General features: G+C 65.0%; 29 protein-coding genes. 7 read left to right on the top strand and 22 right to left on the bottom strand.

Annotated elements, in window-relative coordinates; all coding sequences use genetic code 11:
* The first annotated feature begins 189 nt into the window (after positions 1 to 189).
* Positions 190 to 756, top strand: coding sequence for a recombinase family protein (locus A5766_RS00150; RefSeq protein ID WP_064903019.1), 567 nt, complete (start codon positions 190 to 192; stop codon positions 754 to 756).
* A 22-nt stretch (positions 757 to 778) separates the two neighbouring features.
* Here A5766_RS00150 and A5766_RS00145 read toward each other — a convergent pair whose 3' ends face one another.
* Entirely contained in the window at positions 779 to 1,453 is a 675-nt protein-coding gene (locus A5766_RS00145; protein ID WP_064902953.1) for an SMI1/KNR4 family protein, read from the bottom strand.
* Positions 1,454 to 3,080: 1,627 nt separating this feature from the next.
* Entirely contained in the window at positions 3,081 to 3,728 is a 648-nt protein-coding gene (locus A5766_RS00130; protein WP_064902947.1) for an MspA family porin, read from the bottom strand.
* 339 nt (positions 3,729 to 4,067) lie between these two features.
* Between A5766_RS00130 and A5766_RS00125 the strand changes: the two genes are divergently transcribed.
* Both A5766_RS00125 and A5766_RS00120 read left to right on the top strand, forming a co-directional pair.
* Entirely contained in the window at positions 4,068 to 4,796 is a 729-nt protein-coding gene (locus tag A5766_RS00125) for a DUF6308 family protein (RefSeq protein WP_231894493.1), read from the top strand.
* Entirely contained in the window at positions 4,774 to 5,064 is a 291-nt protein-coding gene (locus A5766_RS00120) for a hypothetical protein (RefSeq protein WP_064902945.1), read from the top strand. The genes A5766_RS00125 and A5766_RS00120 overlap by 23 nt, the downstream gene beginning before the upstream one ends.
* Positions 5,065 to 5,097: 33 nt before the next feature.
* Here the strand turns inward: A5766_RS00120 and A5766_RS00115 are convergent, their stop codons facing one another.
* A complete protein-coding gene (locus A5766_RS00115) occupies positions 5,098 to 5,544 on the bottom strand; it encodes a GNAT family N-acetyltransferase (protein ID WP_082965402.1) in 447 nt (148 codons plus the stop codon).
* Between the two features lie 392 nt (positions 5,545 to 5,936).
* On the opposite strand from A5766_RS00115, the gene A5766_RS00110 reads away from it, so the two are divergent.
* Together A5766_RS00110 and A5766_RS00105 are read left to right on the top strand one after the other, a co-directional pair.
* Positions 5,937 to 6,236, top strand: coding sequence for a helix-turn-helix transcriptional regulator (locus A5766_RS00110; protein ID WP_064902941.1), 300 nt, complete (start codon positions 5,937 to 5,939; stop codon positions 6,234 to 6,236).
* Between the two features lie 159 nt (positions 6,237 to 6,395).
* Positions 6,396 to 7,328 (top strand): hypothetical protein, encoded by a 933-nt coding sequence (locus tag A5766_RS00105; RefSeq protein ID WP_156527318.1) that lies wholly within the window; start codon positions 6,396 to 6,398, stop codon positions 7,326 to 7,328.
* 24 nt (positions 7,329 to 7,352) lie between these two features.
* Here the strand turns inward: A5766_RS00105 and A5766_RS00100 are convergent, their stop codons facing one another.
* From A5766_RS00100 to A5766_RS00050, 12 genes are all read right to left on the bottom strand, one after another.
* A complete protein-coding gene (locus tag A5766_RS00100; RefSeq protein ID WP_064902937.1) occupies positions 7,353 to 7,811 on the bottom strand; it encodes a hypothetical protein in 459 nt (152 codons plus the stop codon).
* On the bottom strand, positions 7,808 to 8,131 hold the full coding sequence (locus A5766_RS00095; RefSeq protein ID WP_064902934.1) for a hypothetical protein: 324 nt from the start codon (positions 8,129 to 8,131) through the stop codon (positions 7,808 to 7,810). The genes A5766_RS00100 and A5766_RS00095 overlap by 4 nt, the downstream gene beginning before the upstream one ends.
* Entirely contained in the window at positions 8,128 to 8,586 is a 459-nt protein-coding gene (locus A5766_RS00090; protein WP_064902932.1) for a hypothetical protein, read from the bottom strand. The genes A5766_RS00095 and A5766_RS00090 overlap by 4 nt, the downstream gene beginning before the upstream one ends.
* A gap of 174 nt (positions 8,587 to 8,760) precedes the next feature.
* Entirely contained in the window at positions 8,761 to 9,192 is a 432-nt protein-coding gene (locus tag A5766_RS00085) for a hypothetical protein (protein WP_064902930.1), read from the bottom strand.
* A 66-nt stretch (positions 9,193 to 9,258) separates the two neighbouring features.
* The gene (locus tag A5766_RS00080; protein ID WP_064902928.1) at positions 9,259 to 9,597 is read right to left on the bottom strand and encodes a hypothetical protein; all 339 of its coding nucleotides are present in this window, start codon (positions 9,595 to 9,597) and stop codon (positions 9,259 to 9,261) included.
* A gap of 16 nt (positions 9,598 to 9,613) precedes the next feature.
* Entirely contained in the window at positions 9,614 to 10,591 is a 978-nt protein-coding gene (locus tag A5766_RS00075) for a hypothetical protein (RefSeq protein WP_064902926.1), read from the bottom strand.
* Positions 10,588 to 11,538: a hypothetical protein gene (locus tag A5766_RS00070; protein ID WP_064902924.1), complete on the bottom strand. Its 951-nt coding sequence runs from the start codon at positions 11,536 to 11,538 to the stop codon at positions 10,588 to 10,590. The genes A5766_RS00075 and A5766_RS00070 overlap by 4 nt, the downstream gene beginning before the upstream one ends.
* Positions 11,525 to 12,583, bottom strand: a complete 1,059-nt coding sequence (locus tag A5766_RS00065) for a hypothetical protein (protein WP_064902922.1) — start codon at positions 12,581 to 12,583, stop codon at positions 11,525 to 11,527. Before A5766_RS00065 ends, A5766_RS00070 begins: the two co-directional genes overlap by 14 nt.
* A gap of 1 nt (position 12,584) precedes the next feature.
* On the bottom strand, positions 12,585 to 12,773 hold the full coding sequence (locus A5766_RS00060; protein WP_064902920.1) for a hypothetical protein: 189 nt from the start codon (positions 12,771 to 12,773) through the stop codon (positions 12,585 to 12,587).
* Positions 12,770 to 12,898 carry a hypothetical protein gene (locus tag A5766_RS25250; RefSeq protein ID WP_269449441.1) on the bottom strand — a complete coding sequence of 43 codons (129 nt, stop codon included), beginning with the start codon at positions 12,896 to 12,898 and terminating at the stop codon, positions 12,770 to 12,772. Before A5766_RS25250 ends, A5766_RS00060 begins: the two co-directional genes overlap by 4 nt.
* Positions 12,895 to 13,773 (bottom strand): hypothetical protein, encoded by an 879-nt coding sequence (locus A5766_RS00055; RefSeq protein WP_064902918.1) that lies wholly within the window; start codon positions 13,771 to 13,773, stop codon positions 12,895 to 12,897. The genes A5766_RS25250 and A5766_RS00055 overlap by 4 nt, the downstream gene beginning before the upstream one ends.
* Complete coding sequence (locus A5766_RS00050) at positions 13,770 to 13,991, bottom strand: hypothetical protein (protein ID WP_064902916.1); 222 nt, start codon at positions 13,989 to 13,991, stop codon at positions 13,770 to 13,772. Before A5766_RS00050 ends, A5766_RS00055 begins: the two co-directional genes overlap by 4 nt.
* Before the next feature lie 201 nt (positions 13,992 to 14,192).
* On the opposite strand from A5766_RS00050, the gene A5766_RS00045 reads away from it, so the two are divergent.
* Positions 14,193 to 14,468, top strand: a complete 276-nt coding sequence (locus A5766_RS00045; RefSeq protein ID WP_064902914.1) for a hypothetical protein — start codon at positions 14,193 to 14,195, stop codon at positions 14,466 to 14,468.
* A 1-nt stretch (position 14,469) separates the two neighbouring features.
* Entirely contained in the window at positions 14,470 to 15,957 is a 1,488-nt protein-coding gene (locus A5766_RS00040) for a type IV secretory system conjugative DNA transfer family protein (protein ID WP_064902912.1), read from the top strand.
* An 87-nt stretch (positions 15,958 to 16,044) separates the two neighbouring features.
* On the opposite strand, the gene A5766_RS00035 is transcribed toward A5766_RS00040, so the two are convergent.
* From A5766_RS00035 to A5766_RS24205, 7 genes are all read right to left on the bottom strand, one after another.
* Positions 16,045 to 16,569, bottom strand: a complete 525-nt coding sequence (locus tag A5766_RS00035; protein ID WP_064902911.1) for a hypothetical protein — start codon at positions 16,567 to 16,569, stop codon at positions 16,045 to 16,047.
* Between the two features lie 45 nt (positions 16,570 to 16,614).
* Positions 16,615 to 16,887 carry a hypothetical protein gene (locus A5766_RS00030; RefSeq protein WP_064902909.1) on the bottom strand — a complete coding sequence of 91 codons (273 nt, stop codon included), beginning with the start codon at positions 16,885 to 16,887 and terminating at the stop codon, positions 16,615 to 16,617.
* The gene (locus A5766_RS00025; protein ID WP_064902907.1) at positions 16,884 to 18,791 is read right to left on the bottom strand and encodes a hypothetical protein; all 1,908 of its coding nucleotides are present in this window, start codon (positions 18,789 to 18,791) and stop codon (positions 16,884 to 16,886) included. Before A5766_RS00025 ends, A5766_RS00030 begins: the two co-directional genes overlap by 4 nt.
* 1,130 nt (positions 18,792 to 19,921) lie before the next feature.
* Entirely contained in the window at positions 19,922 to 21,178 is a 1,257-nt protein-coding gene (locus A5766_RS00020) for a hypothetical protein (RefSeq protein ID WP_064902905.1), read from the bottom strand.
* Entirely contained in the window at positions 21,175 to 21,579 is a 405-nt protein-coding gene (locus A5766_RS00015; protein ID WP_064902903.1) for a VRR-NUC domain-containing protein, read from the bottom strand. The genes A5766_RS00020 and A5766_RS00015 overlap by 4 nt, the downstream gene beginning before the upstream one ends.
* Positions 21,576 to 23,705 (bottom strand): DNA primase family protein, encoded by a 2,130-nt coding sequence (locus tag A5766_RS00010; protein WP_064902901.1) that lies wholly within the window; start codon positions 23,703 to 23,705, stop codon positions 21,576 to 21,578. The genes A5766_RS00015 and A5766_RS00010 overlap by 4 nt, the downstream gene beginning before the upstream one ends.
* A gap of 147 nt (positions 23,706 to 23,852) precedes the next feature.
* Entirely contained in the window at positions 23,853 to 24,065 is a 213-nt protein-coding gene (locus tag A5766_RS24205) for a helix-turn-helix transcriptional regulator (RefSeq protein ID WP_156527317.1), read from the bottom strand.
* Between the last annotated feature and the right edge of the window lie 808 nt (positions 24,066 to 24,873).

Below are 24,873 nucleotides of genomic sequence, written 5' to 3'. Positions count from 1 at the left end.
CCACTCCGCTGCGACCGTCGACGAGCGACGACCGTAGCTTTTCGTTCAACAAACGGTCATTGGTCGAACAGCGCGAACACCGCTGCCCCTCGGGGCGCGCCCCTGGGCCGAAATGTTCAACAACCCGTTCAATAAATGGTAACCTGGGCGCAGGATTGCGAACACGTTTGCTGAACGGAGGTGGCCACCGTGTCGCTCGTCGGATTGGTGCGGGTGAGCACAGACAAGCAGGAGACGCGTCGGCAGCATGACGCGCTTGATCCGCTGTGCGTGAAGGTGTTCGAGGAGAAGGTTTCCGGCAAGCTCGGCGTCGACGACCGGCCGGGCCTCAAAGCCGCGCTGGACTACCTGCGCCCCAACGACCTGCTCACTGTGCAGGAGGTCGACCGTCTCGGCCGCAACCTGCTCGAGGGGCTGGTCGTGCTCACCGACCTGTTCGAGCGCGGCATCGGCGTCAAGGTTCTCGAGGGCGTCGCCGCCGGCGAGCACACCGAGCGGTCACTGGTTCTGGACCTGGCGCTCGCGCTGGCCGAGGACCGCCGTCGCGACATCAGCCGCAAGACCCGCAACGGCCTGGAGGCCGCCCGCCGGCGCGGCAAGGTCGGTGGCCGGCCCAGCGTCGTCGACGACGACAAGCGCGCGGCAATCCTCGCCCGCCGCGACCGCGACGAGTCGATCCGCGAGATCGCGGCTGGGGTCGGTGTCTCGGTGGGGACTGTGCACCGGGTGATCGCTGAGAGCACCGCGTCAGCGTGAGAAGTCCGGATCATCGAGCCAACTACAGGCGCGGTCGGTACTCCGGTGCGTCGTCGAAGACGATCTCGAACGTGCCCGCCTCCGCCGATAGGATGAAGGCGTCGATGCTGTCGGCCTGCACGGTGGTGCCCCCCCACCCGTCATCGCCACCGGGGTAGAAGTACACGACCGGGCTGCCGTCGCCGACGCGCGTATCCAGCATGAGCCGCCCCGAACCGCCGTCGTCAGCGATCATCGCCGCACCGATCCGCGGCACCCACTCGTAGTAGGCGTTGGTCACATCGGCGATGTCGGCGGGCGAGTAGAGATGCAGGTACTCCTCGCCCTCGACGAACTCGAGCACACTCGACCCCGTCAGGTAGGTGACCCACCGCGGCGGCAACGGCTCACCGAGTGCCTCCTCGGCCGCGCGCACCTCCTCGAGCGAAATACCCGGCCGATAGGTGAACCGGCGAACGTCGTACACCGACGCCGTACCGACGTCGGTGCCGGCGAGTCCCGCCAGGTCATCGAGGTCGTTGGTCGGCAACTCGTAGATGTCGCAACGGATCCCAGGTTCCACAGCTACGCGACCCCGAGCGACGACCTCGTGGAAGTCGACGCCACCGACCGTCGAGACTGCGTGCACCACCGCCTCGGCCAGGGTGCCGCTCTCCAACGAGTCCGCGGGCCGCAGCAGGGCCAACCATGCGATCACGTCAACGACTTCCTTCGGTCCGGGTCTTGGTCCTCGCGCGAAGGCGAGACAGTCCGTACCAGACTCCGCCGAACACGATCGCGCTCAGCGGCTGCCACCAGAAAACCACTCCGAACGAGACCAGAGCGAACACCGTGGCAATGACGAAAAGGATTGTCACTATCGCAGCCAGGTGGACCGCAGGCGTGAGCAACAACTTCACGATTAAACATCTTTTCTGAGATTACGAAGACCGCGCACGCCCAGTGCAGCTATCCATATTCCGACAACTAGCGTCGCGACAAGATACATCACCGAAAAGGCGGACACCTCGACCGTGCCTCGAAACAGCCCGACCCAGCTCTTGATGGGGTACAGCGCTATGTAGAGTCCGGCCGCAACACGGACAATTGAGAACCCAACAAGGCTCTTCTTCGATTCAAACTTCATCGATCAGCTCTTGACCGTTTCGCAGGCGTATGGCGACCACGAGCCCTGAGTTAAATTACTCCGGCTACGCGTGCACACTTGCGAGCCGTCCTTGGCGTCCGCATCAACGTTCAGGGTCTGCGACCAGAGCATACCTGGTACGACTGGGGTACAACCGGGCGTCCCTTTGGTCCGTTGTTGGCGATTCCCGTTTCCGTCGTACCAAGAAAACTCGACCTCTCCATCGCACATGTTCGAACCGAGGGACCGTGTGGCGCTTGGGCCAATCTGCCCTTGGATAGAGTCGATGTGGGTGCCGCTGCCTGTCACATTCACGCAGTTTGTTGAAAGCGCACCACCATTAGTCCATGTGCACCCGTTCGCATCCGCAGGGTTCCGCGACTGGGACAACAATGTCCCAATACTGGAAGTGCCTTTAAATACGGCAGCAAGATCCTTGCCCCTTACTCCGAGATCGAAACCATCGGTGAGTAGCATCGTCAGCATGACATTGCCAGGTCCCATCAGTGCTGTGCGCTGGCCGTCGAGTTTCTGCCAGAACGAGCCAGCAGGTATTGATGATTCGATTGGTATCTGAACGGGTGACGTTCCGGGCTGTCGTCGGATAGATAGCTGCTGGAGCGCTCTACCCCGATCGGTGCGAGCGAAGGCTACTCCCGGCATGCCACCTGGTAAGCGCAACTTGATCCACTGTCCGGTGCTGCCAATCGGGATCGTCACAGTTTCGGCGCGCGAGCTCTCCGGTTCCTCTTGAGCTGACCCGCCAGGCACGGGCACGATTGGAGTCGTTCCGGGAGCGGGGATGTCCGTTGGTGCGTGCGCTGTGGGCTGCACGCCCTGTCCAGGCGATGAGGTCGTCGGGATACTCGGCGCGGTGACAGACGGCATCGACGGAGCGCTCGAGGTAGGAGTGCCGGGATCATGGCATATGTAAGGAGGCGTGGGCGCGGGCGCGTCGTCAATCGTTGAGCCGGGGTGCGCGGCGACCCAGGCTTGCTTCCACGCTTGGTTGTAGGTCGCGGTTTCTCGGGCGCACCGTTCGGCCGGGGTCTCCGCGCCAGCGCCACCAGTGGTCAGCGCAGTAGCTGCAACCACGATCCCGACAACAGTCGCCGCGACGGCCGATAAGGCAGCAGTGAGCCTGCCCCTCGATGTCGACGCCATGCTGTGATCCGCGTTCATCTTCGCTCCCATCGAATTACAGCCACATCCGGGCGGAGAACACGTTGATCGTGTCGTCGGCAGTGGGTGTGGACACCGACAGCCGCGCGATGATGCGCACCGTGGTCGGTCCCAGACAGCCATCGACCGACACGCGGGCGCGTTTGACGCGCACCGAGGCGCGGTTGGTCTGCAACTGCTTCTTACCCAACGAGATTTCAGAAATCTTGCCCGGCTTGATCTGGGTGGAAATGCTCGGCGACACCGACGCCGACGCACCGAGAGTGGCGCCAGGCACGCCGCTAATCGTCACACCCACGTTCGGACCGACCGAAAACCCCAATCCGAGGGTGGCGCCGTCGGTGACGTCGACCTGACAGCCGATGACCAGGAATTGTTCGAGGATTGCCGACTGCACCGGCTGGGTGCCCTTGCCCGAGATGGTGGCGTTGACCTTCGATGACACCCAGCCCTCGCGGGAGGCGGCGCTGTTGGCCAAGTTGCTCATCGGGTTGACCACAAGCTCCGAGGCGTTCAGGTCCAACGTCCACTTGTCGTCGGTGACCAGATGATCGTGCTTGGAGGCCAACGGTGTCGGCGTCGCCTGCCCCACCCCCGCACCGACGGTCAGTGCCGACACAGCAGTTGCCAACGCCGCCAATGACATTCCCAGTCGACGAACCATCCGAACCCACCTTCCGCCACACATCCACGTGTGGAACCAGACGGGGCGTCACGCCACACCCACGACATGGGTGGGCGTCCCCCGACACCGCTACAGACCGCGAACGCTCATTCGCTGCCGAGGCAGACTGTCAGGCGCCTCTCAGGTTCGCAACACCCGGTTACGGAGATTCGACACGATGCGAGCGAAGCGGACCACAGTCCTAATCCGGACACGCTCCCGACCTGTAGTTATGCTCACGAAAGCAGCCTTCGGATGGCTGCTGAGGGTCCACTAAGTGATTGTGGTCACATTCGCATTCTGGTGTTGGTCCGCGAGTGTCGTCGGTAGGTTCCCCGAATGACCATCGACGGTTTCCGACTGCCGCCCATCCTTGATCCCGAACACGCCGGCATCGCGATCGACGCCCTGCGCCGATACTTCGCCGTCGGCGTCGACGGTGTGCCCGAGTTCTCCGGGTCGCGGTTCGAGCGGTTCGCCGGCGGCGGCGACCGAGTTGGGGTCACCAACGAGTTCACCAGTGACGACCTCGTGGCGGTGACGCTGCTCAGCGTCAACATTCCCGGCCAAACCTCGCTGCGGATTCTCGGCGACCGCGACCTGGACTACCGCAACGGCCTGAGCACGCTGCTGCGTCAGATCCCCACCGACATCGAACTCGTCGACGCCAGCGACGAGGTACTCGAGAAGGCCGAGGCGCTGTGGTCGCAGGTCCGTCAGAACCACGACGTCGGGCGTACCAAGACCAGCAAGCTGTTGGCGCGCAAGCGACCTCACTTGCTGCCCGTCATCGACTCGGTGGTCACCACGGCTGTCGGCCACGTCCCGGGCAAGCACAGCTTCTACCGCAACCTGCGGGCCGCGCTCAACGCCGACGACCGCCGGCTGCACAGCCATCTGATCGCGTTGCGGGACAAGGCAGACGTCGGCGACGACATCAGCGCCATCAGGGTGTTCGACATCCTCGCGTGGATGTGGGGCAGCGGTCGCAGCCCGGTCGACGAAACCGACACTCGACAACCCGCCACCAGTAGCATCACCGAGCATGAACCAGAAGTACTGGCTTGACCTGATCTACGAGGGCGAGAAGCTCACCGAGGCTGCCGAGGGCACCGCGCGTGACCTGAGCGCCGACATCGCGGATACCGAGGCCGGGCGCGCCGCGACCCGAACCGACGCCGAGAAGTATCGAAAGCTGGTCAATGACACCCGCTACCGCGATCCGAACCGGCCTGAGCATCAGCTTCAGGATGTGACTGACGCGTACCGGTGGAACCACCCCGAAGCGGCCCGCGCGGTTCCGCACGGCATCGGCTTCAGCCGTCCCGGACGTTGACGCCCAGCTACACCCAACCGAGGACGGCCCGGCTCATCGCTGACTGTAGAACCAACAGTTGTACTCAGGATTGCCGTTGCCCACCAACCCCTTGGCGAACGGAAGGCTTATCGGCTCATCGGGCTGGAGTGCCGTGAACCCCGCCGCCGCATAGAACGAGCGCATCGATTCCTCGCACTGACCCAGCCAGTGGGCGGTAGCACCTCCGTTGAATTGCCTGACCAATTGCGGAGCGATTCCGAGTAGGACCGTGCCGATTCCTCGACCTCGAAACTCAGGGTCCACGACAAGGTGTTGGATGATCGCCAGGAAGTCATCCCCTACCTGACCCAGCCCCATCACCAGGCATCCGGCGATCGTGCCATCCTGGGCAAGCGCCACCGCACAACCATCCCCCTCGGGCATAGTCCAAGTCGAACCAACGCCGTGAATGTTCTCACGCACCAAGGCCTCGACGTCGCTCTGCTGACCCGATTCCATCCGCGCGAACGTGAATCCATCTCCGACGAGTTGGCGCGCAAATCGTAAGTGTCGCTCCCGTGGCCCATCCGACTCATTCACCGCGTGAGCACCCTCAGAGCGCTTCCCGACACCAGGTGCCTCCGGCCTTTTCCGCGCACGCTTCTTTCGATCCCGACGTTGCTTGCTGTTCTTCCCCACGGTCCCAAGGCTAATGGGACTTCGGCTGAGTAGCGGTCGGAAACAACTGACCCCGCTCGTTCAGCCAAATGAACTCGGTGCGGCGCGGTCGCACTCTGTCCCGCTCCCCGTATGGTGAGCATGTCGCTCTAGGGCGACATTGCAGACACATCATCACCACCCGAGGGAGAGGATGCGGGGGTTCGGCGGCATGCGCATGGAAAACTGGCCTGGTGCCGGCACCGAGGACGCAGTTCAGCGAGCGCGATCTGGAGGACAGACGCGTGCAGCGTGAGGCGCTGGCAAACGCTGTCATCGACGCGCGTAAGCGGGCGGGCCTCACACAGGCCGAACTCGCTGAGCGGGCCGGATTGTCCCGGTCCGCGATCATGCGGTTGGAATCCGGCGAGGCATCGCTGTCGTCGGACCGCGTGTTCCCGCTATGCCGGGCTCTCGGGATCAAGCCGTCAGAACTATGGGCCGCGGTCGAATCCGACCCGGCAGCGGCCAAGACGCTCGAGCCCAGAGACTGACCCCGCACTCTCCCCCTCACGACACGAGGGGACGACAACACCATGCCCGACTCTATAGATCTGTACCTGATACACAAGCTCGACCGGAGACAGTCGCCAGAGTCTCTAGCCGCGCAGCTGACCAGCGAGTTGGCCCGCACCGATCCACGGGACACCGTGATGCGCAGCAGGATTGAGACTGCGCGTGTCATTCTCGGCGACCCGCAACGTCGCGCTCGGTACGACCGGCAGCTTGATGATCCGAGCGCGCCTGAGATCACGGAACAGACTCTGGCTCAGCTATCCGGGAGGCCCGCACCCACCGCGCCGCGCCGAGTGCTGTCAAAGCCCGTCGCTGCACTCGTCGCGATCACCGTGGTCGTGGTTGTTATCGCGCTGGTAGGCATCATCGTTGCGCTGGTGAACGGTGGTGGTGACGACAAGACCACAACGAATGCCGCCAACCCGGGTGCGGGACAGAGCTCAGCGTTCAGGTGCTGGGTCGACGAGACCAGCAGCAGGTATAAGAACATCGACGGTCTGCGCCAAGCCAAGTGGGATGAAACCTGGACCCGCAACGGGTCCAGGCAGCCGACGCGAGTTGTGATGCTGACAGAGGCGTACGACCTCCCACCGCAGTTATCGTCATTGGTCACACAGATCACTGACTTGTCCGACCCGATCGACGCAGTCCGGCTGACTCAGTACGCCGACAAGAATATCGGCGTCGGTGCGGGCAGACTCGGGGCCAACGCCGTGAACGCGCCCGCGAACGAAACCCTCACCATCTTCGACCCGTCAGGCCGGGTGGTTTCGACCACGACCTACAGCGGCCAGAGTTTCGGTACCCAGCCCGCCGCAGAGGCTACGTCCAATGACTACGGCTACTACCGAATCGAGGCCAAGAGCGGCATCGACATTCCCGCCGCGGCACATGGGACGGCGAAGAACGCGAACGCCGCGATCAGTATTCTCCGCGACCAGTTTGATGACACGAAGCTGTGGGTGCTCCTGCTCGGCGGCACAAAGCTGTACCACGCGACGCTCTACGCTTCCGACGACTGGATCAAGCTGGGGCAGTCCGCCGACGTCAGCCGTTGCGAACCGAAGTAACTGGTAGAGAGACTATTTCGTCGGTCAGAGCCCGATCGTGCGTCGTTCGGACGGGATCCGACGCAGCACGGTGAATCGTGCCGCGTCGCTGCGGAACTCGTCCATGCTCAGCGCTGTGTAGACGCCGGCGATCATCCGGCGCTCCCACAGCTGGTGCACCCGTCGCAGCGCAGGCCAGCTGGATCGCCAGTTGGCAGCGTCGACGACGACCAACACCACCTGCGACATCGACACCACGGCGGCCAGCGTCTCGACGGGTTCCGGTTCCCTGCACACGGTCACGGCGAGAAACGGCACCCCGCGTGCGGTGACGACGACACTGGCCGGGGCGCTGCCACCCGAGCCGGCGAACACACCGCCCACAACGTGCGGCAGCCCCAGGTCACGGACAATTCCCGCGACCTCTGCCTCGAGGTCGCGGTCGGCGAGCTGTGACGCCGACCGCACCTCGGCCAGGAATGCAGTGATGTCGAGCGGGATCACGGCCGCGCCAATGCTCGCTCGACCAGTGGGATCAGTCGCGGCTCGAAATACACGGCCGACACACTGCCGCCGTGTACCTCGAGCGAATCCGGTGGAACGTGTTGTGCCACATGGTCAACGAAGGCCAGATGGTCCTGGCGGGCAAAGGCGATGTAGGCGGGGCAGCTCACTTTGCGCTCCCACATCTCGTCACCGCCCTGGCACGAGAACCTTGTGATCCAGCCATGATCGAAGCACATCTCGATGATGTCCACCATCTGCTCGTCGACGGAGAATCCCCGTGCGAGTCGCACCTGTGGATGCCAGGTTCGGGTGGTCACGAGACCTGCCGGAGTTGATCGCGGAACTGGTCGAGTGAGGATCCTGTGTAGAGACCGTCGATGTGGCCATCCGCGTGCAGCCGGTGTACTCGGCGCAGCTCGCCGGGGCGTCGCGCCCAACCGGCGCCATCGATCACCACCAGTGCCGCCGTCGTCGGCAGATGTACCCGGGCCATCGTGGTGATCTCCTGCTGCGCGTACGTCAGGGTCCAGCCAGGGGCGTCGAAGCCAGCCACCGCCACGACGACGGCGGGTGAGGCCGGATCGCCGACGATGATGTCGGCGCGCGCTTCTCTACCGTCGCGGCCGACGAAGTAGTCCCTCACCGCGTACGTCACGCCGAGCTCATTGGCGATGGCCTCTACTTCGTCGGCGAGGTAGCGAGCCGGCGTCTGGCTCGTACCGGCGACGTTGCGAACGAGAGCGTCGAAGTCAGGGTCGTAGTTCCGGTCCATGTGGCTCCTCGTGGTCTGCGCATGCTCGCACCCGACGCCGTGATGGCGTCGGGGGTATCGAGTTTTCGCGGCCCGGAGGGTCCACGCAGGAGTGTCTTGAGCCTAGTCGACAAAACAAGAGCCCCGAGTCGGAAGTTCCGACTCGGGGCTCTCGCAATCCCGTTGCACCAGGTGTCACCGTGGCGTCAGTGTGGCCGACGTGCCTGGGATGACGATGTTGACGATGCGATCCTCACCGCGCCACGCGCCGCCTCCGACCGGGTGGAGCACGGTCTCCCGGCCGATGGTGGGTCCACCCGTCAGCGGGCCAGCGGGGCCGATGTGCAGACCCGCGCCGTAGGCATCGATCTGGCCCGGGCCGACCGGTGCGGATTCGACCGCGGAGTAAACCGCACCCTTCTGGGGCCCGCCTGTGACGACGAGGCGCGTGATGTCGCCGGGCTCTTCGTGCGCGGCGACGGGCAGGCTCTTGCCATCGATGGTCAGCGTGTAGTTGCCGGCGGCTGGCACATCGGCGGCGGCGGTGCCCGTGCCCAGAGCGCCGAGACCGGCGATGGCAGCGGCTCCGGCGAGTGCGACGGTTGCGGTCTTGATCTTGTTGTTCATCTTGGCTCCTAGTTTCGATGCTTGCATTGTCGAATTACGTTGTCTAGCTGCTTATTTCGTTCGCTCCTACCGCGGTGTCAGTGTGATGGTCACCCCCGTCGGCACTCCGAGGACGGTGGACGGGCCGCTGTACGCACGGCCCCGCTTGGTGAGTCTGTAGGTGATCGCCGACCCCGCCGCCTCGACCGTCGCGCCGCCCGGCGTCTGGACCAGCGGCAGGTCCTCGCCGAGGTAGCTGAGATGGCCAGCGTGCACGGTGGCGGGGGCGTGGGCGCCGGCTGTGCTCGTCAGGATGTATCGGCCGTCTGGGATCGCAGCGCTGGCGTGGCCGACGCCGAGGGTGGCCAGACCGACTGCTGCCGAGACGGCGACGGTGCTGGCGACGATGCGTGATTTCGTGTTCATGGGGTGTTGTGCTCCTTCAGTTCTCGGGGGTAGGTGCAGGACTCGAGCTGGCAGAGCCGTCGTGCTCGAGGGTCAGTTGGGCCAACTTGGTGCCGACGATGGCCCAGGCGGTCGTGCTCTTCGACTCACCACTGGCGATGACCGCCGCGAGTCGGGTGCGATCGCCGGTCGAGCCGTTGCTGGCGACGTTGTAATCGCCAGGCTGGAAGTCGGTCCGACACGCACCGCGCATCGGCTGATCGGTGCCGGTGCCCGGGCCTTCACCGGCGATGCGCACCGGGGAGGTGGAAGCCGTTGCCTTCCACCAGCTCCCGCCTTGTTCAGTCGCACCTCCGCTGCCGGTGTAAGCACCGATCTGATCCGTGGTCAGCTGCAAGAGCACTACGCGGGGGCCGGTACCGCCGTCAGGCCCTGCACCCTGTGAAGGGTCTGCCCAGGTCGAGATCGGTGAGGGCTGCGATGCGCCATCTTTCAGGAGATCACCGGCCCGATCTCGGAATCCGGAAGGGAGGTCGGTAATGCTCGTGATCTTCAGCCGCATCGACGGCCGCTGATCACCAGTCCACGCTGCCGCGGCCAAGCCCGAACCGGTGTAGCCACCACACGCGGTGACCGGCATGATCCCGGCGCGCTCGGCCTCGGCGCCGCCTCGCACCGACGACGACTCGTTGCGGTAGGAAGACTCGATTTCATTCTTCTTGCCTTGTGCGGCTGACTTGATGTCGCCCGCTGTGTTCTGGCTACCGATCGAATGGGCGCCGTAGACCACGCCGCCGAGGACCAGCGCCACAACTGCTGCACCGACAGCGAGCAGAGCTTTCGGCGCTTTCGGCGTCGGGCCGGTCGATGTCGGAACTTCCGTCATCAGCTGTGCAGCAGGATGATTTGACACCGTGCCGGCGGCATCGTCGACGACCTCGTACTCACCGGCCGCGAGTTCAGCCGGATCGACGACGTTGCCGTCTTCGTCGATGAAAACCTCTTCGTCGCTCATGGCGCACCATCCCCGGGCTCGGGGCTGGTCGACGCGGATACGCTCGACTCGGGATCGCTCACAGCACCAGTGCCGGTCCTTACCAACTCAGTCTTGAGCAGCCGGTTACCCGCGACCGCCCAAACAATCTGCGGCGCGTCTGGTTGCAGCGACGATGCGTCAACCTTCAGCGCAGACAGCGCGATCTGACCCGGTTGCTGAGCCTGTGCGCCACCGGGGATGCCACGCCCCACAACGAGATAAGTGCCGCTCTCGAAGGTGCGCGTGCACGCACCCGGGAAGTCTCGGTCGTTGCCGGTGCCCGCACCCTCGCCAGCGACGACAGGGCGACCGGTGCGAGTCTCGACGCTCACCTTCCACCACGCGGGTCCGAGTCCGGAATCCCGCTGGTCCCAGTAGATGCCGAGTGCATCCGGGGCTGTTTGCAGGATCTGGACTCGGTGCTCGGCGTCGGACTTCTGGGAGCTGGCAAGGCCGGTAAATGTCGGCGGCAGTTCCACGCTGTCAACTACTTTCATTGCCAGGCTCGGGCGCGGGGTACCAGCCGGCCATTGCGCGCTGTTGACACCGTCGGCCTCCCCCAGCAGGCACGCGTGGAGCGGCAGCGGGGTCGCGTTGACGCCGTTGGCCGCGGGTGCCGAGCTCGACGGGCTGCTCGAGGCCAGTGTCGACGATGACGGAGCCACCACCGACGCGCTCGACGACGGTGCTGCCACGGGTGCCGGGCCGCCACCGTGGCCGCTGGTCAGGACGTAGGCGGCGCCGCCCCCACCTGCGAGCAGGGCGATGACCGCGGCGCTGGCCGCGACGACCTTGCCGCGCTTGCGCTTCGGTGCGGGTGCTTGCTCGACGGCAGGAGCGCCATCGACTACCTCATAGCCACCGCTCTCGATCTCACTCGGATCAATGACATTGCCATCCTCATCGCGAAACTCATGCTTGGACATCGGAGTTCTCCTTCTTCCCGGTCTTGCGCACGACCGTCACCTGCGTGGGCTGTTCGACCTTGCGGACCCGGCGGACCTTCTTGGGTGCGGCGGCGGGAGCGGGTGCGGCCGGGTGTTCGACGGCCTTCGGCGTGGTTGTAGGTGTGGGGGCAAGCGGAGGCTCGACGACCGGTGCCAGCGTGGGCGCTGGTGCAGGTGCGGACGGTTGCTGTACCGCCACCGCCGCAGGCTGAGCCGAACGGATCACGCCGTTGCGCCGCAGGCTCGCGATCATGTTGGGCCACAGCGCCGGCATGACCACCACCGATCCCAGCAAAAGCGAAACACCAGCAGCGATGTATAGGTTCGCGAAGATGTGCAGGCCGATCGAAATCGCCTGCCGCACGCCCAAGAAGCCGACTCCGTATCCGATCGAGACCACAGCCAGGATCGCGACGTTGCACCGCTGCAGGTAGGCAGTGGCCGCCTGGGCCACCCACCGGGCGACGGCCAGCACGAACTCCTCATCACCTTGGTCCTCGCGACCTGCCATCACAGCCGCCCAGGCGGGCGCCTGAGTGGCGGCCCCGGTGGTGCGAGCACGGCGGAGTATCTGGCCGACGAAGAAGGTAAGCGCCGCAGTGATCGCGATGCTGGCGTAACCGGCGACCGGTCCCCCGGTGATCGGTCGCAACCCCACCGCGATCAGCTCTCGCGCCGCGAGGAACGCACCGCCGTACAGGACCGAGATCGCGAGTAGCGTGGGGAGTTTGGTCCGAGCGAGACGGCCCTGCGCCGCGCCCGACATGGCGTCGGCGACCACCCAACCGTCGCTTCCGGTGGCAGAGCGAGTCGGCAGCCCGATCAGCTGCCGCCCCCAGAGCTGTCGAATGAAAAACACCAGCGCGGCAGTCGCCCCGACGCTGACGTACGGTGCCCATGAGCCTTGGCCAAAAGCCCAGGCCATCATCCCGATCCCGCCAAAACCCATGATGGTTCCGACGATGCGCAGTACCTCGCCTGTGCCGGTCTGAATGTGGACGTTGACTGGCTGTTGGTTCGTCATATCAGCTGTCTCCCTTGCTGTCTCGTCCGCCCGCCACAACCCCGATGACCATCACCGCCGCACATGTCGCCCCCGCGCCCGCCCCGGCCCATCGCCACCCGCCGCCGAGAACGGCGCCGGTGATGATCAGGGCGAGGAGGCTGAGGACGACGAGGAGGGCTGTGATGCCGACGAGGTGTCCGCGGGTCATTGGATGACCTCGTCGTCTTCGTCGTCGACGTCGGTGTCGAGGAAATGGAACGCGAGCTGCAGGGCGGCGAGATCGTCGATGGCTGCGGTGTCGGTGGCCTTGTCGGTAATCATGCTGTCAGTCATTGGATTTCGTCCTTCTCGTCGTCATGATCAAACTCCGGCTCGGCGTCGTCACCGAAGCCGAATGTCTCGGTCATCGCCATCTCCTGGGCCGCGATCTCATCAGGTGTCAGTTCCGGCAGCTTCGGCACCGTGATCGGAGTTGGTTCGACGGGCGCGGGTTTGGGCTTCGGGGCCTCAAGCTGGCGCTGCGGCTCGGGTCGTACTTCTTCTTCCTCGTCCGGATCGACGCCGGGATCGAGGCGGACGAGGTCCTTGTCGGGGACTCGCTCCCACGAGCCGTCGGGGAGCTGTTTGGCGGCGACCAGCTTCTTGCGCGGCACCCCGGCCCACCCCCACGACCAGATCAGCCAAGTCGCGAGCAGCAGGGCGACGACGACCTGCCACCCCCATGACGAGATCGAGTTCCATTCGAAGAAGTTCGACGGGAAGTAACGATCCAGGTGAATCTTGATGTAGCGCATCGGCACGTCCGCCATCCACAACATGACGACGAGTACCGCAGCCGCACCTGCCATACCTGCCGCGACACCGGGCCACATCCGTGGCCGGGTGATTCGCGGCGAGAGCAACCAGAGCATTCTGTAGATCCCCGCACCGATGACCAGGCCGGGTAGCACGGTCACTGCCGCGACGATTGCGATGATCACGGCGAAGAGCATCTTGTTGCTCGAGTAAGCGTCGCCGAAAAGATGCGTTCTCAGCCAGTGACGCTCCACCTCGTCCTGACCCGCGGGCTGTGCGACGCCCGCGCCATCCAGCTCGGCTCGGCGTGCCTGTCGATCGAGCAGCTGCGAGTGGCGGCGGAGTACGCTGCCGTCCTTCGAGTGACGAGCGAGCCAGCTCGCCCGTTCGCGCTCGTAGCGAGTGGCCTTCACTGCAGCTTCCCCTCGAGGCACGCGGCCAGCTGACCGGCCGTCTGAAGCGGCAAGCAGTGCTCAATCGTGGCTCGCTGCCGGTCCGCGTCCTTGCCGCTCTCGTCACCGACCAGGCCGCCGCCAACAAATGCGCCAGCGACGAAAATGACTGCGGCGACAATGGTTTTGGCGTTGACGATCATCCCGATGATGCTGCGGCTCTGTGTCCCTTGCGCCATGTCTGCCTCCTTCCAATTCCTGTGGCTGTACCGCTATTGCCGGTTACGCTACGCTCAACACGTGACGCACCGCAAGGTTCAAATGTGTTGCAGCACAACGGAATAACGCACCGGAATAACTACATTCCAGGGATCGGCAGACCGAAAGTCGCAGGTAGACAGCATGATTCGAGAGTCTCGAATAACCAAGGGAGATAACCAATGTCGGACTCACTGACCACCAGGCAGGGGGTGCCACTGACTGTCGGCGAGCTCGACGAACTCCGCGAACTGGCGCGCGAGCACGGCATCACGCCCGGGTTGTTGGCAAGGGCGCTGTTGTTGTGGGCGGCCGCATCTATCGGCCCCGACGATCTCGCGGCCCTCGTCGACGAGGCGCGCGATCAAGCCGCCGAGCGTGCGTCCGTAGCGGGCGCCACCGCTATCGCGGCACGGTGGGCAGCGACGCCGGGGCACGCGGATACCAAGGAGAGATGACATGGGAATCTTGAACCGGAACGGCTCCGTCTCGGCGAAGCCACCAGCGCTCCCCGACGCGCCGTACGTCGGCATCATCGACCTGCCTGATGGCCAATCGGTGGTGCGTGATTGGCGCAACAGGGGAAAACAGGACGGCGACCTCGCCGCGGGTCCACCACACGTTCTGGTGGCGGGCGAGACAGGAGCTTCGAAAACTCGTTCGATTTTGGCACCCAATGTGCTGGCCTGGGGGCCGCGGCCAGTCGTGGCTATGAGTTCCAAGGGCGACCTGTGCGAGCTCACGATCGAACGTCGGAGCAAGTACGGCCCTGTCTACGTCATGGATTTGGCGGGACGAGTACGCCCCAGCGAGTTGCGGGACATCGACGCCATCCCCGTCTCCGCAGATCCGTGCGCCGCCTTAACCTGCGACGACGATGCTATCCAGCTTGCTGATCTGCTACTCGAGATGGGTGACGGCGGCGACGGTGGAGGCGGCGGCGACTCCTCATTTTGGAAATCGTTGGCGCGCAGGCGATTAGCGTGTTTCCTGCGTGCGGGTGGCTGGTACGTCGACCCGTACACCCGACGGCGCGTATGGGGCGGCGGGGTCGCGTGGGCCTTGGACGCGTGTGAGGACGTGGGGCCCAACGCCGCCGATCCGATGGAGGGCGTCGAGCAATCCGGTGTGGGCGTCACGCAGGAGGGCGTCGACGCCGACTCTACCGCCGCCGCAGCGCCCGAACCTCGCGACATGGAGTCAGCGAACTGGAGCGTCGCGATCCGACGATGCCTCACACTCGGATCAAGGCATGTGAAATCCCTTCTCGCAGCTCGAAGCATGGATGCGAAACAGCGCGACAGTATTGGGATGAACTGTCAGAGTGCGATGTCGAGCTGGTCACTGGACACGGTCGCCACGGGGCACCGGCCGTTCGAGCCGTCAATGCTGTCCGAGCGTGGCGCGACGCTGTATATCGTGGCGCCGTCAAATGGAGCCGCAGCACCTCCCGCGTCGATTACGTTGGCTCAGATCACGCAGCACTGGAGCGAGCACTACGACGATCTGCGCACCATCTTGTACGTCCTGGATGAGTTGGCCAACGCTGCAGCTCCGCCCGCTCGGCTGTTCGAGTCGTGGGTTTCACAGGGGCGCGGCTGGAAGATCAGGTTGCTTGGCGGGCTGCAGAACTCAAGCCAGTTCAAACGAGTCTGGAGCGATGCGTCGTGCGAAATCTTGCGCAACACGTTCCCGAGTTTCTTGCTCCTGATTGGTGCCAACGAGATCGAGTTGATGGAACGCGCAGTCACGCTGACCCCAACGGAGGAACGCGGAACCGCCAGCCGGACCGGAGCGCAAGCGAGCCATGCCCGCGAGCGAGGGCAGGCGATGACGATCGCCGACCTCACCGTCGCCGAACCCGGGTACGGCCGACTCCTGCTGAGCGGCATGGCAGGCGTCCGTGTTCGGCTGCCCGACCTGGACGCAACTGACCTACGTGGATGACACCGACTACGACGAGACCCCCGGAGAATATCTCCGGGGGTCTCGCTGCGCGTGTGGGCTCTGGTGGTGTCGGGGTCTGCATTCCGTTCACCGTGATCGCGACAGGCTGTTTTCCCGATCGAGTCCGCGCGACCGGGCCCGATCCTGCTCGGCCATGGTCTTCTCGGCTTGCTCGATGCGACTGATGGCGTCGGTGTCGACACCCGTCGCAGCAGAGGCAGCTGTCTTGGCCGGATCGGCGTCGACTGCCTCCTGTGCGTCCTTGATCTGCTGCCGGACACGGGAGTTCACGGTCGCCTGCTGTTGCTTAACGAGGCGGGCTTCGGGGCTGTTCATCGCGCCGTCACCAAACTTCTTGCGGACCGCGGCCTCGCCGCCAGGGCGGCTCAGCATGTCCCGCATCTCATCGAGGCGGTCCTGGTCGATGTCGGTCGTGTCGCGCTTCTCCTGGCCGGAGGCAGCGCGCATTGCCTGGTCGACCTCACGCTGCTCATCGATCTCATCGCTCGTGTCCTGCCCCTCACGCCGTTGCCGGCGTGACTCGGCCTCTCGCTGGGCCTGGGCCTCTGCTTCACGCAACCGCGCAGTGGCGGCAGTGTCGTTCTCGGGCACCGGTTCTTCCTCTCTATATATCCCGACCGGCCGGCCGGGAAGCTCTCAAACCCAACGCGGTAGCGCGGCCCGCCGCCGCACCATGCGCTCGGTCAGGTCGCGGATGTGGTCCCAGCAGGCGTAGTCGTCGCACGGCAGCAATGGAAAGTCGCGGCCCGGGGGCCGGTCGTACACCGTGCCGACCATCACGGCCAACTCGCTGCACCAACCGCAGCGGTGTTCTCCATGAGCTGTGGCGCGTGCCGCGGCGAGTTGCTCGCGGACCGAAGGCGTAGCGATCATCGGCGCGCCATATCTCTGCTCGTCCGTCGCCATCACCGGTCCAATCCATGGGACTGATCAGGACCGCGTTCTCGGTCCTGACGCGCCATCGTCTGCTCGCCGGCCTCAATGCGGGCCCGCGCGTCGTCGAGCGAACCGCCGTTGGCGCGCCGCTCGAGTTCGGCGCGAACGTCGCGGCCGGCCCGGCGCACCTGTGCCGCAGCCTGGCGGTCCCGTTCGGCCAGCGCCGGTGCCAGCTGCCCGGCGACATCCAGCGCCGTGCTCTGCACCGGCTTGCCGTCCGGGCCGCGCACAAACCCCTGCGGGGTCTGTTCGTAGGCCGGGATCATCGCGAGTGCCTCACGCATGTGCGGATCGGGGATAGCCTCGGTCACCTTGGCGTGGTCATAGGCCGCCCACCGCTCAGCCCGGCTGGCCAGATCGTCGACCCGGTCCAGGGTTTCGCTGATGGCTTGGCGTTCAGCGGCGGCAGCACGGCGATCATCGGCCGCCGCGCCACGATCGGCCTCGGCTCGGTCGGCTGCCTCCTGCTGTCGACGTTCGTGTTCGGCAGCGGCGACGCGCGCACGCTCGGCCGCATCGCTGGCCACCAGTGCGGCGTCGAGCTCCTGCCGGACCTCGGCGCGGCCGGCAGCCCGGCCTTCGGCGCGACCCTCATCGACGGCAGCGGCGCGGAGTCGCGGAATCTCTGCAGCCAGCTCAGCGAGCGCGGCCCCGCGCTGATCCAGTTCCGCGGTGCGCGCGACCGTGGCGGCGTCGATCTCCGCGACCCTATCGTCGAGCGCGAGGCGGATCGCGGCGGCCTCTTCGGCCCAGGCCGTCTCACGCATCGACAGCTGCATCTCGTCCCGCTCCACCTCGGCAGCCATCTCGTGCGCATAGACCAGCGCATCAACTGCGGCCGCCTGATGATCCTCGATCTCACTCGCGGTGGCCGCAACGAACGCGAGGTCCTCGGCGATCAAGTCCTCGTGCTCCGCCTGCGCGTCCAGCAGGGCCTGGTAATCGGCGAGATCGAGCCGGCGCAGGTGCCGGTCCACGTCAATCTCGGACTCGATGTCAAAGCCGAGTTCGAGCATGTGGGCCTTGAGCTCGTCGTGATACCGCGACATCTTGCGGCTGCCAGCCTCTCGGGCCATCTTCGGTGACCCGTCCGCATTGAACAGCGGCGTACCGGTCCGGCGATCCGTCGACTGCATCAACCGATCCGACCTGTGCGATCCGAAAGCTCTCTGGTATCCGGATTTCAGACCCTGCGGATTCTTCTTCGAGACATCCGGCTCGAACACATCAGCAAGAATCTGGATGTGTGGTCTGCCCTCGTCGAACTGGATCGAGTAGCAGTGAATGCTCTCCTGGCCGCCCGGCAGTAGAGCAGCCTGAAACGAGATAAACGCCTCGAAGTATCGCACTGCCTCGCCCATATCCTTGGCGCGATAACGCGGAAGCATAATCGGCTCACCGGCCTTGGAGCCCTTGGCGTACACCTTGCCGCGGCCGGTTTTCGGATCGCGAGGCTGGAAATAGGTGCCGTCCGGTTCGCACATTCCGAGCGGCAGCTGCCCCACGATGGTGTCGCCGATCCGCTCGCCGGAGCCCTCGCGAGCATCTCTGGTCTTCGCATCCGGCTTCGGTGACCCGGCCTTCGGTGCCTTGACCATCCGCGCTACCCGGGCGTCGCCGTACTGCAGCGCCTCCTCGATCGACCGCATCTCGCGGAAGCCGCCGTCGCCGTCGTTGACCATGTCGACGTTCATCCATGTCATCTCCGGATTGATTGCCGGATTCATCGCCGCCTGCTTGAGCGTCTCCTCCATGCCCGCGGTCTTGCGCTCCGCCTCACGCATGATCGCCGCGCGCCGCCCCCGATCCTGCCCCGCTCCGCGGGAGCGCAAACCCCAGTGATCCATCGAGGCGCGGCTCTTGCGATCCGTTGCCATACCCGCGCCTCCTCTCTCGACTCGATCCCGAAGCAGCGGTCCGGGCCCCTCGCTTCGCTCCCCGCCCACCGCCTCGGATACTGCATCTTTATGCGACTATGCGGATAACTATACAGGGTCGAAAGGGAATCCGCATCGGTGTCGTAGGCCCCATATGACAGGACAGTCGCTGCGCTCCTTCTCGCTGCGCTCGCCTGTCCCATGCCGCCCTTCGGGCGGCCGGTCTCGCTGGCGCTCGCCGGGGGACCTGGACCGGGCTTGCGCCCGGATGGCGCTGCGCGCCAGCATCAACCACCACCGCCTCCGAACGCTCGCTCGCTCGCGTCCTGTCGCCGGGTGGTGGATCGGCCACCACGTGGCCGATGTCAACACGGTGCCCGCGCCCGCGCGGGAGAGAGCTCTGTGACAGGGCACCGCTCCGAGAGCCCGGCCACGGAGACCCGCGCCGAAAGGACCGGCACGGCCGGATGGCTCACCGGGTACACGGGCCTCGCGCACGCGCTCGCCCGCGTACGCCATCCCTGAGCCGTGCGCTGTGCCGGGGATGCTGGCGCGGGGTAGTGGATCGAGGCCCGCGTCGGCGAGGACTGGATCGGGGGGTCGACGCCGAGAGCGGTGCCGTGGGCGATGATGCGGCCGTGATGGCACGAGGGGGTACTGGGCCCTCCCCGGCGCGGTACCGGACCGGGAGCGCTGGGACAGTGCGGATGCGGGGTAATGGTCCGGGCGACGGCCGGTCAACTGGCCCGGTTGGTGTCGGGTGCCAGAGGCCGCGAGGAATATCGAAATCGAATAACGCAGAACCGGCTGAATCGAGCTGAAACAATAACGGAGGCAATATGTTCGCCTTCGGGATGCCTTCCGCGTTGGCGGTATCGAAGGCAGGTAGAAGGCAGACGGAAGGCAACACACAGGCAGGTGGAAGGCAAGACACCCTTTTGAGCCACGTGAAGACGGACGGAAGGCAGGTTGAGGGCGACCACGCCTTCGAGATGCCCTCGACATAACCATGTTTCGCCTTCGGGATAGCCAATCACGAAGGCGCACAAAAGGCTTACCTACCGAATCGTGGACAGCAGAAGACCCCGCCGGAACATACCGGCGGGGTCTTCCCAGGCGGTCGTCGCGAGCTATCCCACGGCAACCAAGCCCGGCTCCCGGGGCCGCCCGATCGCGGCGGCGTAGGCGGGATCGAGGTCGGCGGCCGCGTCAGCCCACCTCTTAACAGTGTTGTGTGATCCCACGCCGACCTGATCTGCCACCTTGCGACGACTGATGCCCTCGGCCAACAGACCGAGCGCCTCGGCGAGCACGTCGACGGCGACGTCGAGATCGCGTTCCTCCCGCACACGTTCGGCGACGGATCGGATGTCGAGGGGGACGGTCACCGGTTGGTCCGTGACCGGCTCGGTGGCCTCCTCTCCCGCCGTGGTCACCGTGTGGTCCGCGACAGCGGTCAGCTGGTCAGTGACCACCTGGTCATCGTGGTCAGTGACCGGTCCGTCGAGCGTGGTCACCCGGTCCGTGACCACGCGGTCACCGTCATGGTCACGGTGGTCCGTGACCGCAGTCGGACGGTCACTGACCACGGATTCGACCAGCTCAGCGGCGGTGACCGGGGCATGATCACCCCGGTTCGTCGCGGTGGTCACCGCCCGATCCGCACGGCTGGTCACAGGGTGGTCCACCTGGTCAGTGACGAGTACGACCGGCGTGGTCACCGCCTGGTCCGTCGCCGTGGTCACTGGGTTGGTCAGCTGGTCATTGACTGACTGGTCCGTGTGGTCAGTGACCACGGCGACGGGCCGGTCCGCGACGTGGTCACCCTGGTCAGTGACCAACGTGGTCCGTGGGGCGGTAACGGACTGCCGATCCGCTCCGTCGACCGCATGCTCGTCCGACCGCATGGCGTGCGTCGCGAGCAGCACGCCGAGCGTGGCCACCCCCGCCGGGATGTCGAGCAGCAGTGGCAGCGTCCACGAATATGCACCCCAGCCCATCGTCGCCGCCAGGCCGGTCAAACCCTCGAACGAGACGTAGAGAGCGATCGCCGCCACCGCGGTCACCGCCAGGACGAGCGGCACGACCACGATGACCGACGACCAGTCGACGTGGCGCTCGCCGTGTTCTGGTCGCGGCCCGGGCCGCCTCATCGCTCCACCGAAGCTGTTGGCCATGACGGCACCCAGGTGGACCATGAGCGCGAACACCAGAGGCGGCGCGCCATGGCTGACGGCGACAACCCACGGCGGCACCGTCGGGGCCACGCCGTACAGGACGTTGCCGGCCACCGAGAGGGTCGCGAATCCCACGAGCGTCGCGAAGTAGTAGCGATAGCCGTAGGTCTCGACATCGGTGTCAAGACTTAACGGATTGACCATCTTCATCGTGGTCCTCCTTTCGTGCTGGTGCCCATCGCGGCAACTACCGCGACACCTTTGATCCGGTCCCCGCTCCGTGCCGTCCGGTCGTCGCGCCCGACCGGCCCGAACGTCTCGTCGAGGAGTGCGTCGACGCCGGCTCGGGTGTCGACGACGGCGACGCGGGCACCGTGGCGAATCATCTCGGCGTGGCAATGCAGCTGAGAGGCGCGGGGTCGCCCACCGGGTCGCTTGACCTCGACCCAAATCGTGATGGGCTGGCCGTCGACGTCGAGTCCGATGAGGACGCGGTCGGGGACGCCAATGTGGCCGGGCGACGTGAACTTGTAGCAGAGGACACCTCGGGCTTTGCAGGCGTCACGCAGGTATGTCTCGATGACGCGCTCGCGGGGTGTAGTGGCGGTCATGACTCCGCACCGATCACCACGGCGGGTTGTCCGGAGTGCGGTAACAACAGGCCGTCGAGCTTTGTGCCGGCGACTGCGGCCCGGACCTCAGCGTCTAGTTGTGATGCGGTTTGTCCGGTGTTCTCTGTGTTCTCGGTGCTGGTCTGGTTTTCCTCACCGACAGGATTGGATTCAGCGTGGCTCGTCGCGGTGGCGCTGCCACCGATGCCCGCCGACGGGCGGTGTCCGGCTTCGTTGGCGATGGCCAGCATCGGGTCTTTCTCTCGACGAACGAGGCCGCGGTAGCTGTCCTTGAACTGGTCGGAGTGCAGCGTTGCGCGCAGCAGGGGCTTGCTCGGCGGGGCGCTCTGGTTGATCCAGTCGACCAGGTCGAACTCGACGATCAGCGGTTCGGCCTGGATCATGCTGGCTCCGGGTCGGTGTCGGGCGGTGCGGTCCTCACAGCTCCACGGCCCGGTCTCGTCGGCGCTGACCAGCACCACCAGTTCGTCGATGAATTTGTTGCGACCGATCGGCTTGGAGTTGGGCATGTTGCGGCCCATCCAGCCGCGGTAGAGGTCGTAGAGGAACTGGAAGGGCAGCAGATTCCAGCTGAACTGCCGGTTCACGTCGTTCCAGAAGGCGCGCACCGGGTCGTTGGCCTCCTTGAACTCGTCAAGCATGAGCTTGGTGGCCTCGGGCTCGGCGAGCTCGTGGTAGTGCATGGTCAGCACCCGCTTGAGCACGTACTCGAGGACCTCTTGGCGCTTGAGGTAGTCGTCCTTGATGTACTTGCGCTCGGCGCCGGTGAAGCACTTGGTGAAGGGCACGAACAGCTGCCGGCGGTAGATCGACTCCGACTTGTCGGAGAAGCGCGGCTTGTCGTTGAGGCACTGCACCATCAGGCCGAAGTGCTGGTGGGCGATGGGGGCCTTGTACTTGCGGTTGATGGTGATCACGTCGTTGGTGATCACGGCCTTCATGTTGGCGGCCTTGTCGACGAAGGTGCCCACGTCGTTCTCGTCGACGAGGATCGCACTGGCGCGGGTCAGCGGCTCGAGCAGGAAGTCCTTGCCGAAGTCGGCCAGCGGGATCGAGGCGTAGTTGGCCACGCCGAGCAGGTTGCGCATTAGGCTCAGCAGCGTGCCCTTGCCGTTGTTGCCCTGGGTGGAGTACAGGAACGCGGCCTTGTTCCAGGACACGTACGGCCTGGTGGCGGCGCCGATGATCTGCCAGAGCAGCTCGATCATCTCCTCGTCGGCGGTGACCTCGTCGCCGTCGGCATCCACGCTGTTGTGGAAGCCGCGCATCCAGCTCTCGACGTCCCAGTCGGTGTTGTCGGCGTCGTTGTGGATGGTGACGTTCTCGGCGTCGGGGTTCCAGTCGGTGTCGAGCTTGGCCAGGAACACGTACTCGGGCGAGAACGGCAGGAACGTGGGCATGGTGATGACCCGGTTCGGGTCGTCGAATGGCAACGAGTCGTCCACACGCAGGGTGGAGTAGTCCACGATGCCGTTGCGCACCGCGATGAGGTTGGGGTTCTGTCCGCGGACGGTGCGCGGCACCTGGTCACGCAGCGCCGCGATGAGCTCGGCGAACTCCTTGGTTGTCAGGTCCGGGCAGTAGCGCCGGGCGATCGCGCGCAGATCCTCCAGCGAGGTCTGGTAGGTGCCGTAATGCGGGCTGGCGGGGTCGTCGTCATACACCCCAACGAGGTCCAGCTCCTTATCAGTAGACCTGCTGCTCGGCTTCAATCGGCACACGTGATAGAGCGACGCGATGAGGCGGGCGATCTCGGCGAATCTGAGCTCCTTGAGGGGTACCAGTTTCAAACCGACGAGCTCGTCGGCCTTGAGGGCGGCGTTCTGCGCCAGAATCGCGTCGTTGATGCGGCCGAGTAGCGCGTCGGCCACCTGTGCAGGAGCGGCGGCGCGCAAGGTGTCGAGGTCCGACTCTGCCAGATACTCGGTGCACGCACGCTCCGCGAGCCTCGCCGTGGAGCTGGTGTACCGGCGACCGTCAGCGTCGCGAAGGCAAGCCGCGAGCTCGAAGTGGTTTTCGGTGTCGGAGTCCTCGTACTCGAGATCGGCCGCCTCCTGGGCAGCGAGCTCCTCGTCGAAGTGGCTGTCTTCGGTGTAGTCGGTCACTGTGACTCACCTGCTCGAAGCAGTTGCGGCGCAGGAGAAGATGTATCATTATCGTGATAGGGAACAGTTGTTGCAGACATACCCAGTCAGTCCTTTGTTCTCGAGTTTGATCAAGACGCCCCGGTTGCCGCCGGGGCTCTTGCTTTTTCAGGCGGCGGGAGTCCCCGCCGTTGCAGCGGCACGCTCTTCGAGCCACGCGGTCACGTCCTCGATGCGATACAAAACCGAACCGCCATCACTGGTTTTGATGTACGGCGGGCCGATGCCGCGCATGCGCCAATTTTTCAACGTGCCGGTGGAGCGGTCGAGGCTGCGACCTAGCGTCTTTGGCGACATCGTCAGCTGCTTATGGTCGTTCATCCCGGTCCTTTCGTGACGGTTCGTGCCGGTTCGTGCCTTGCAGAGCCGAATCTACGCACGTCAGTCGCGTAATGTCATGCCGCGCAATCGATTACGACGGCGGGTGCATTTGCCTTCCGAATATCACACTTCTCGCCGAGATCGACCCGTAGCGGGAGGTGAGGCAGCCTCGAGAGAAACCGAGGCGGATAACACAAAGTACCCAAACGACTGGCCCAAATGTGACGAACATCACATCAATGGGTAGCTGTCGTGGAAGCCAGCAGACGCCATCGGGCAACACGCATCTGGCGGCGACGGTGTGACGAGATGTCGAGTGTGCCACTTTTAGCGATCAGAAGTGACACACCATTTCCGCAGGTCAGGCACCAAATCGGGTGTCATGTGCCACTTTTGGGGGGTGCGGAAAAACTTTTCTCACATTTCGCACAGAGCCCATCGCGACGGAGCTTCGGCTCGATGGACGCAAAGAACTCTGCGGGAAAAGTGACACAAACCGCCGTCCAGACGGCTTCATACGCCTCCTGCCAGCGGAAACAGACGGAAACGGTGTGTCACTTTCTAGATCCTCGAGGTTGAAAAGTTACACAGTAAGAGAAGCGAAGAGCCTTCCACCAGCGGAAACAGTCCGTAACGGTGTGCCACTTTTCGGAAGCAGGAAGTGTGGCACACCACGCAAAAGTGACACAGACGCTCCGCGGTACGCGTTGCAACAGGCACGTCAGAAGTGAGGCAACCGGGGCTGCGGTGCCACCCTGCATCTGTCCGATGTGTTCCTCGCGACCCGCCCTGCGGTACGCGTTGCAAC

This window comes from Gordonia sp. 852002-51296_SCH5728562-b (assembly GCF_001665475.1).
Taxonomy (GTDB): domain Bacteria; phylum Actinomycetota; class Actinomycetes; order Mycobacteriales; family Mycobacteriaceae; genus Gordonia; species Gordonia sputi.
The sequence above is the reverse complement of the archived record's forward strand: the minus strand, read 5'-3'. Positions and strand labels throughout refer to the sequence as shown.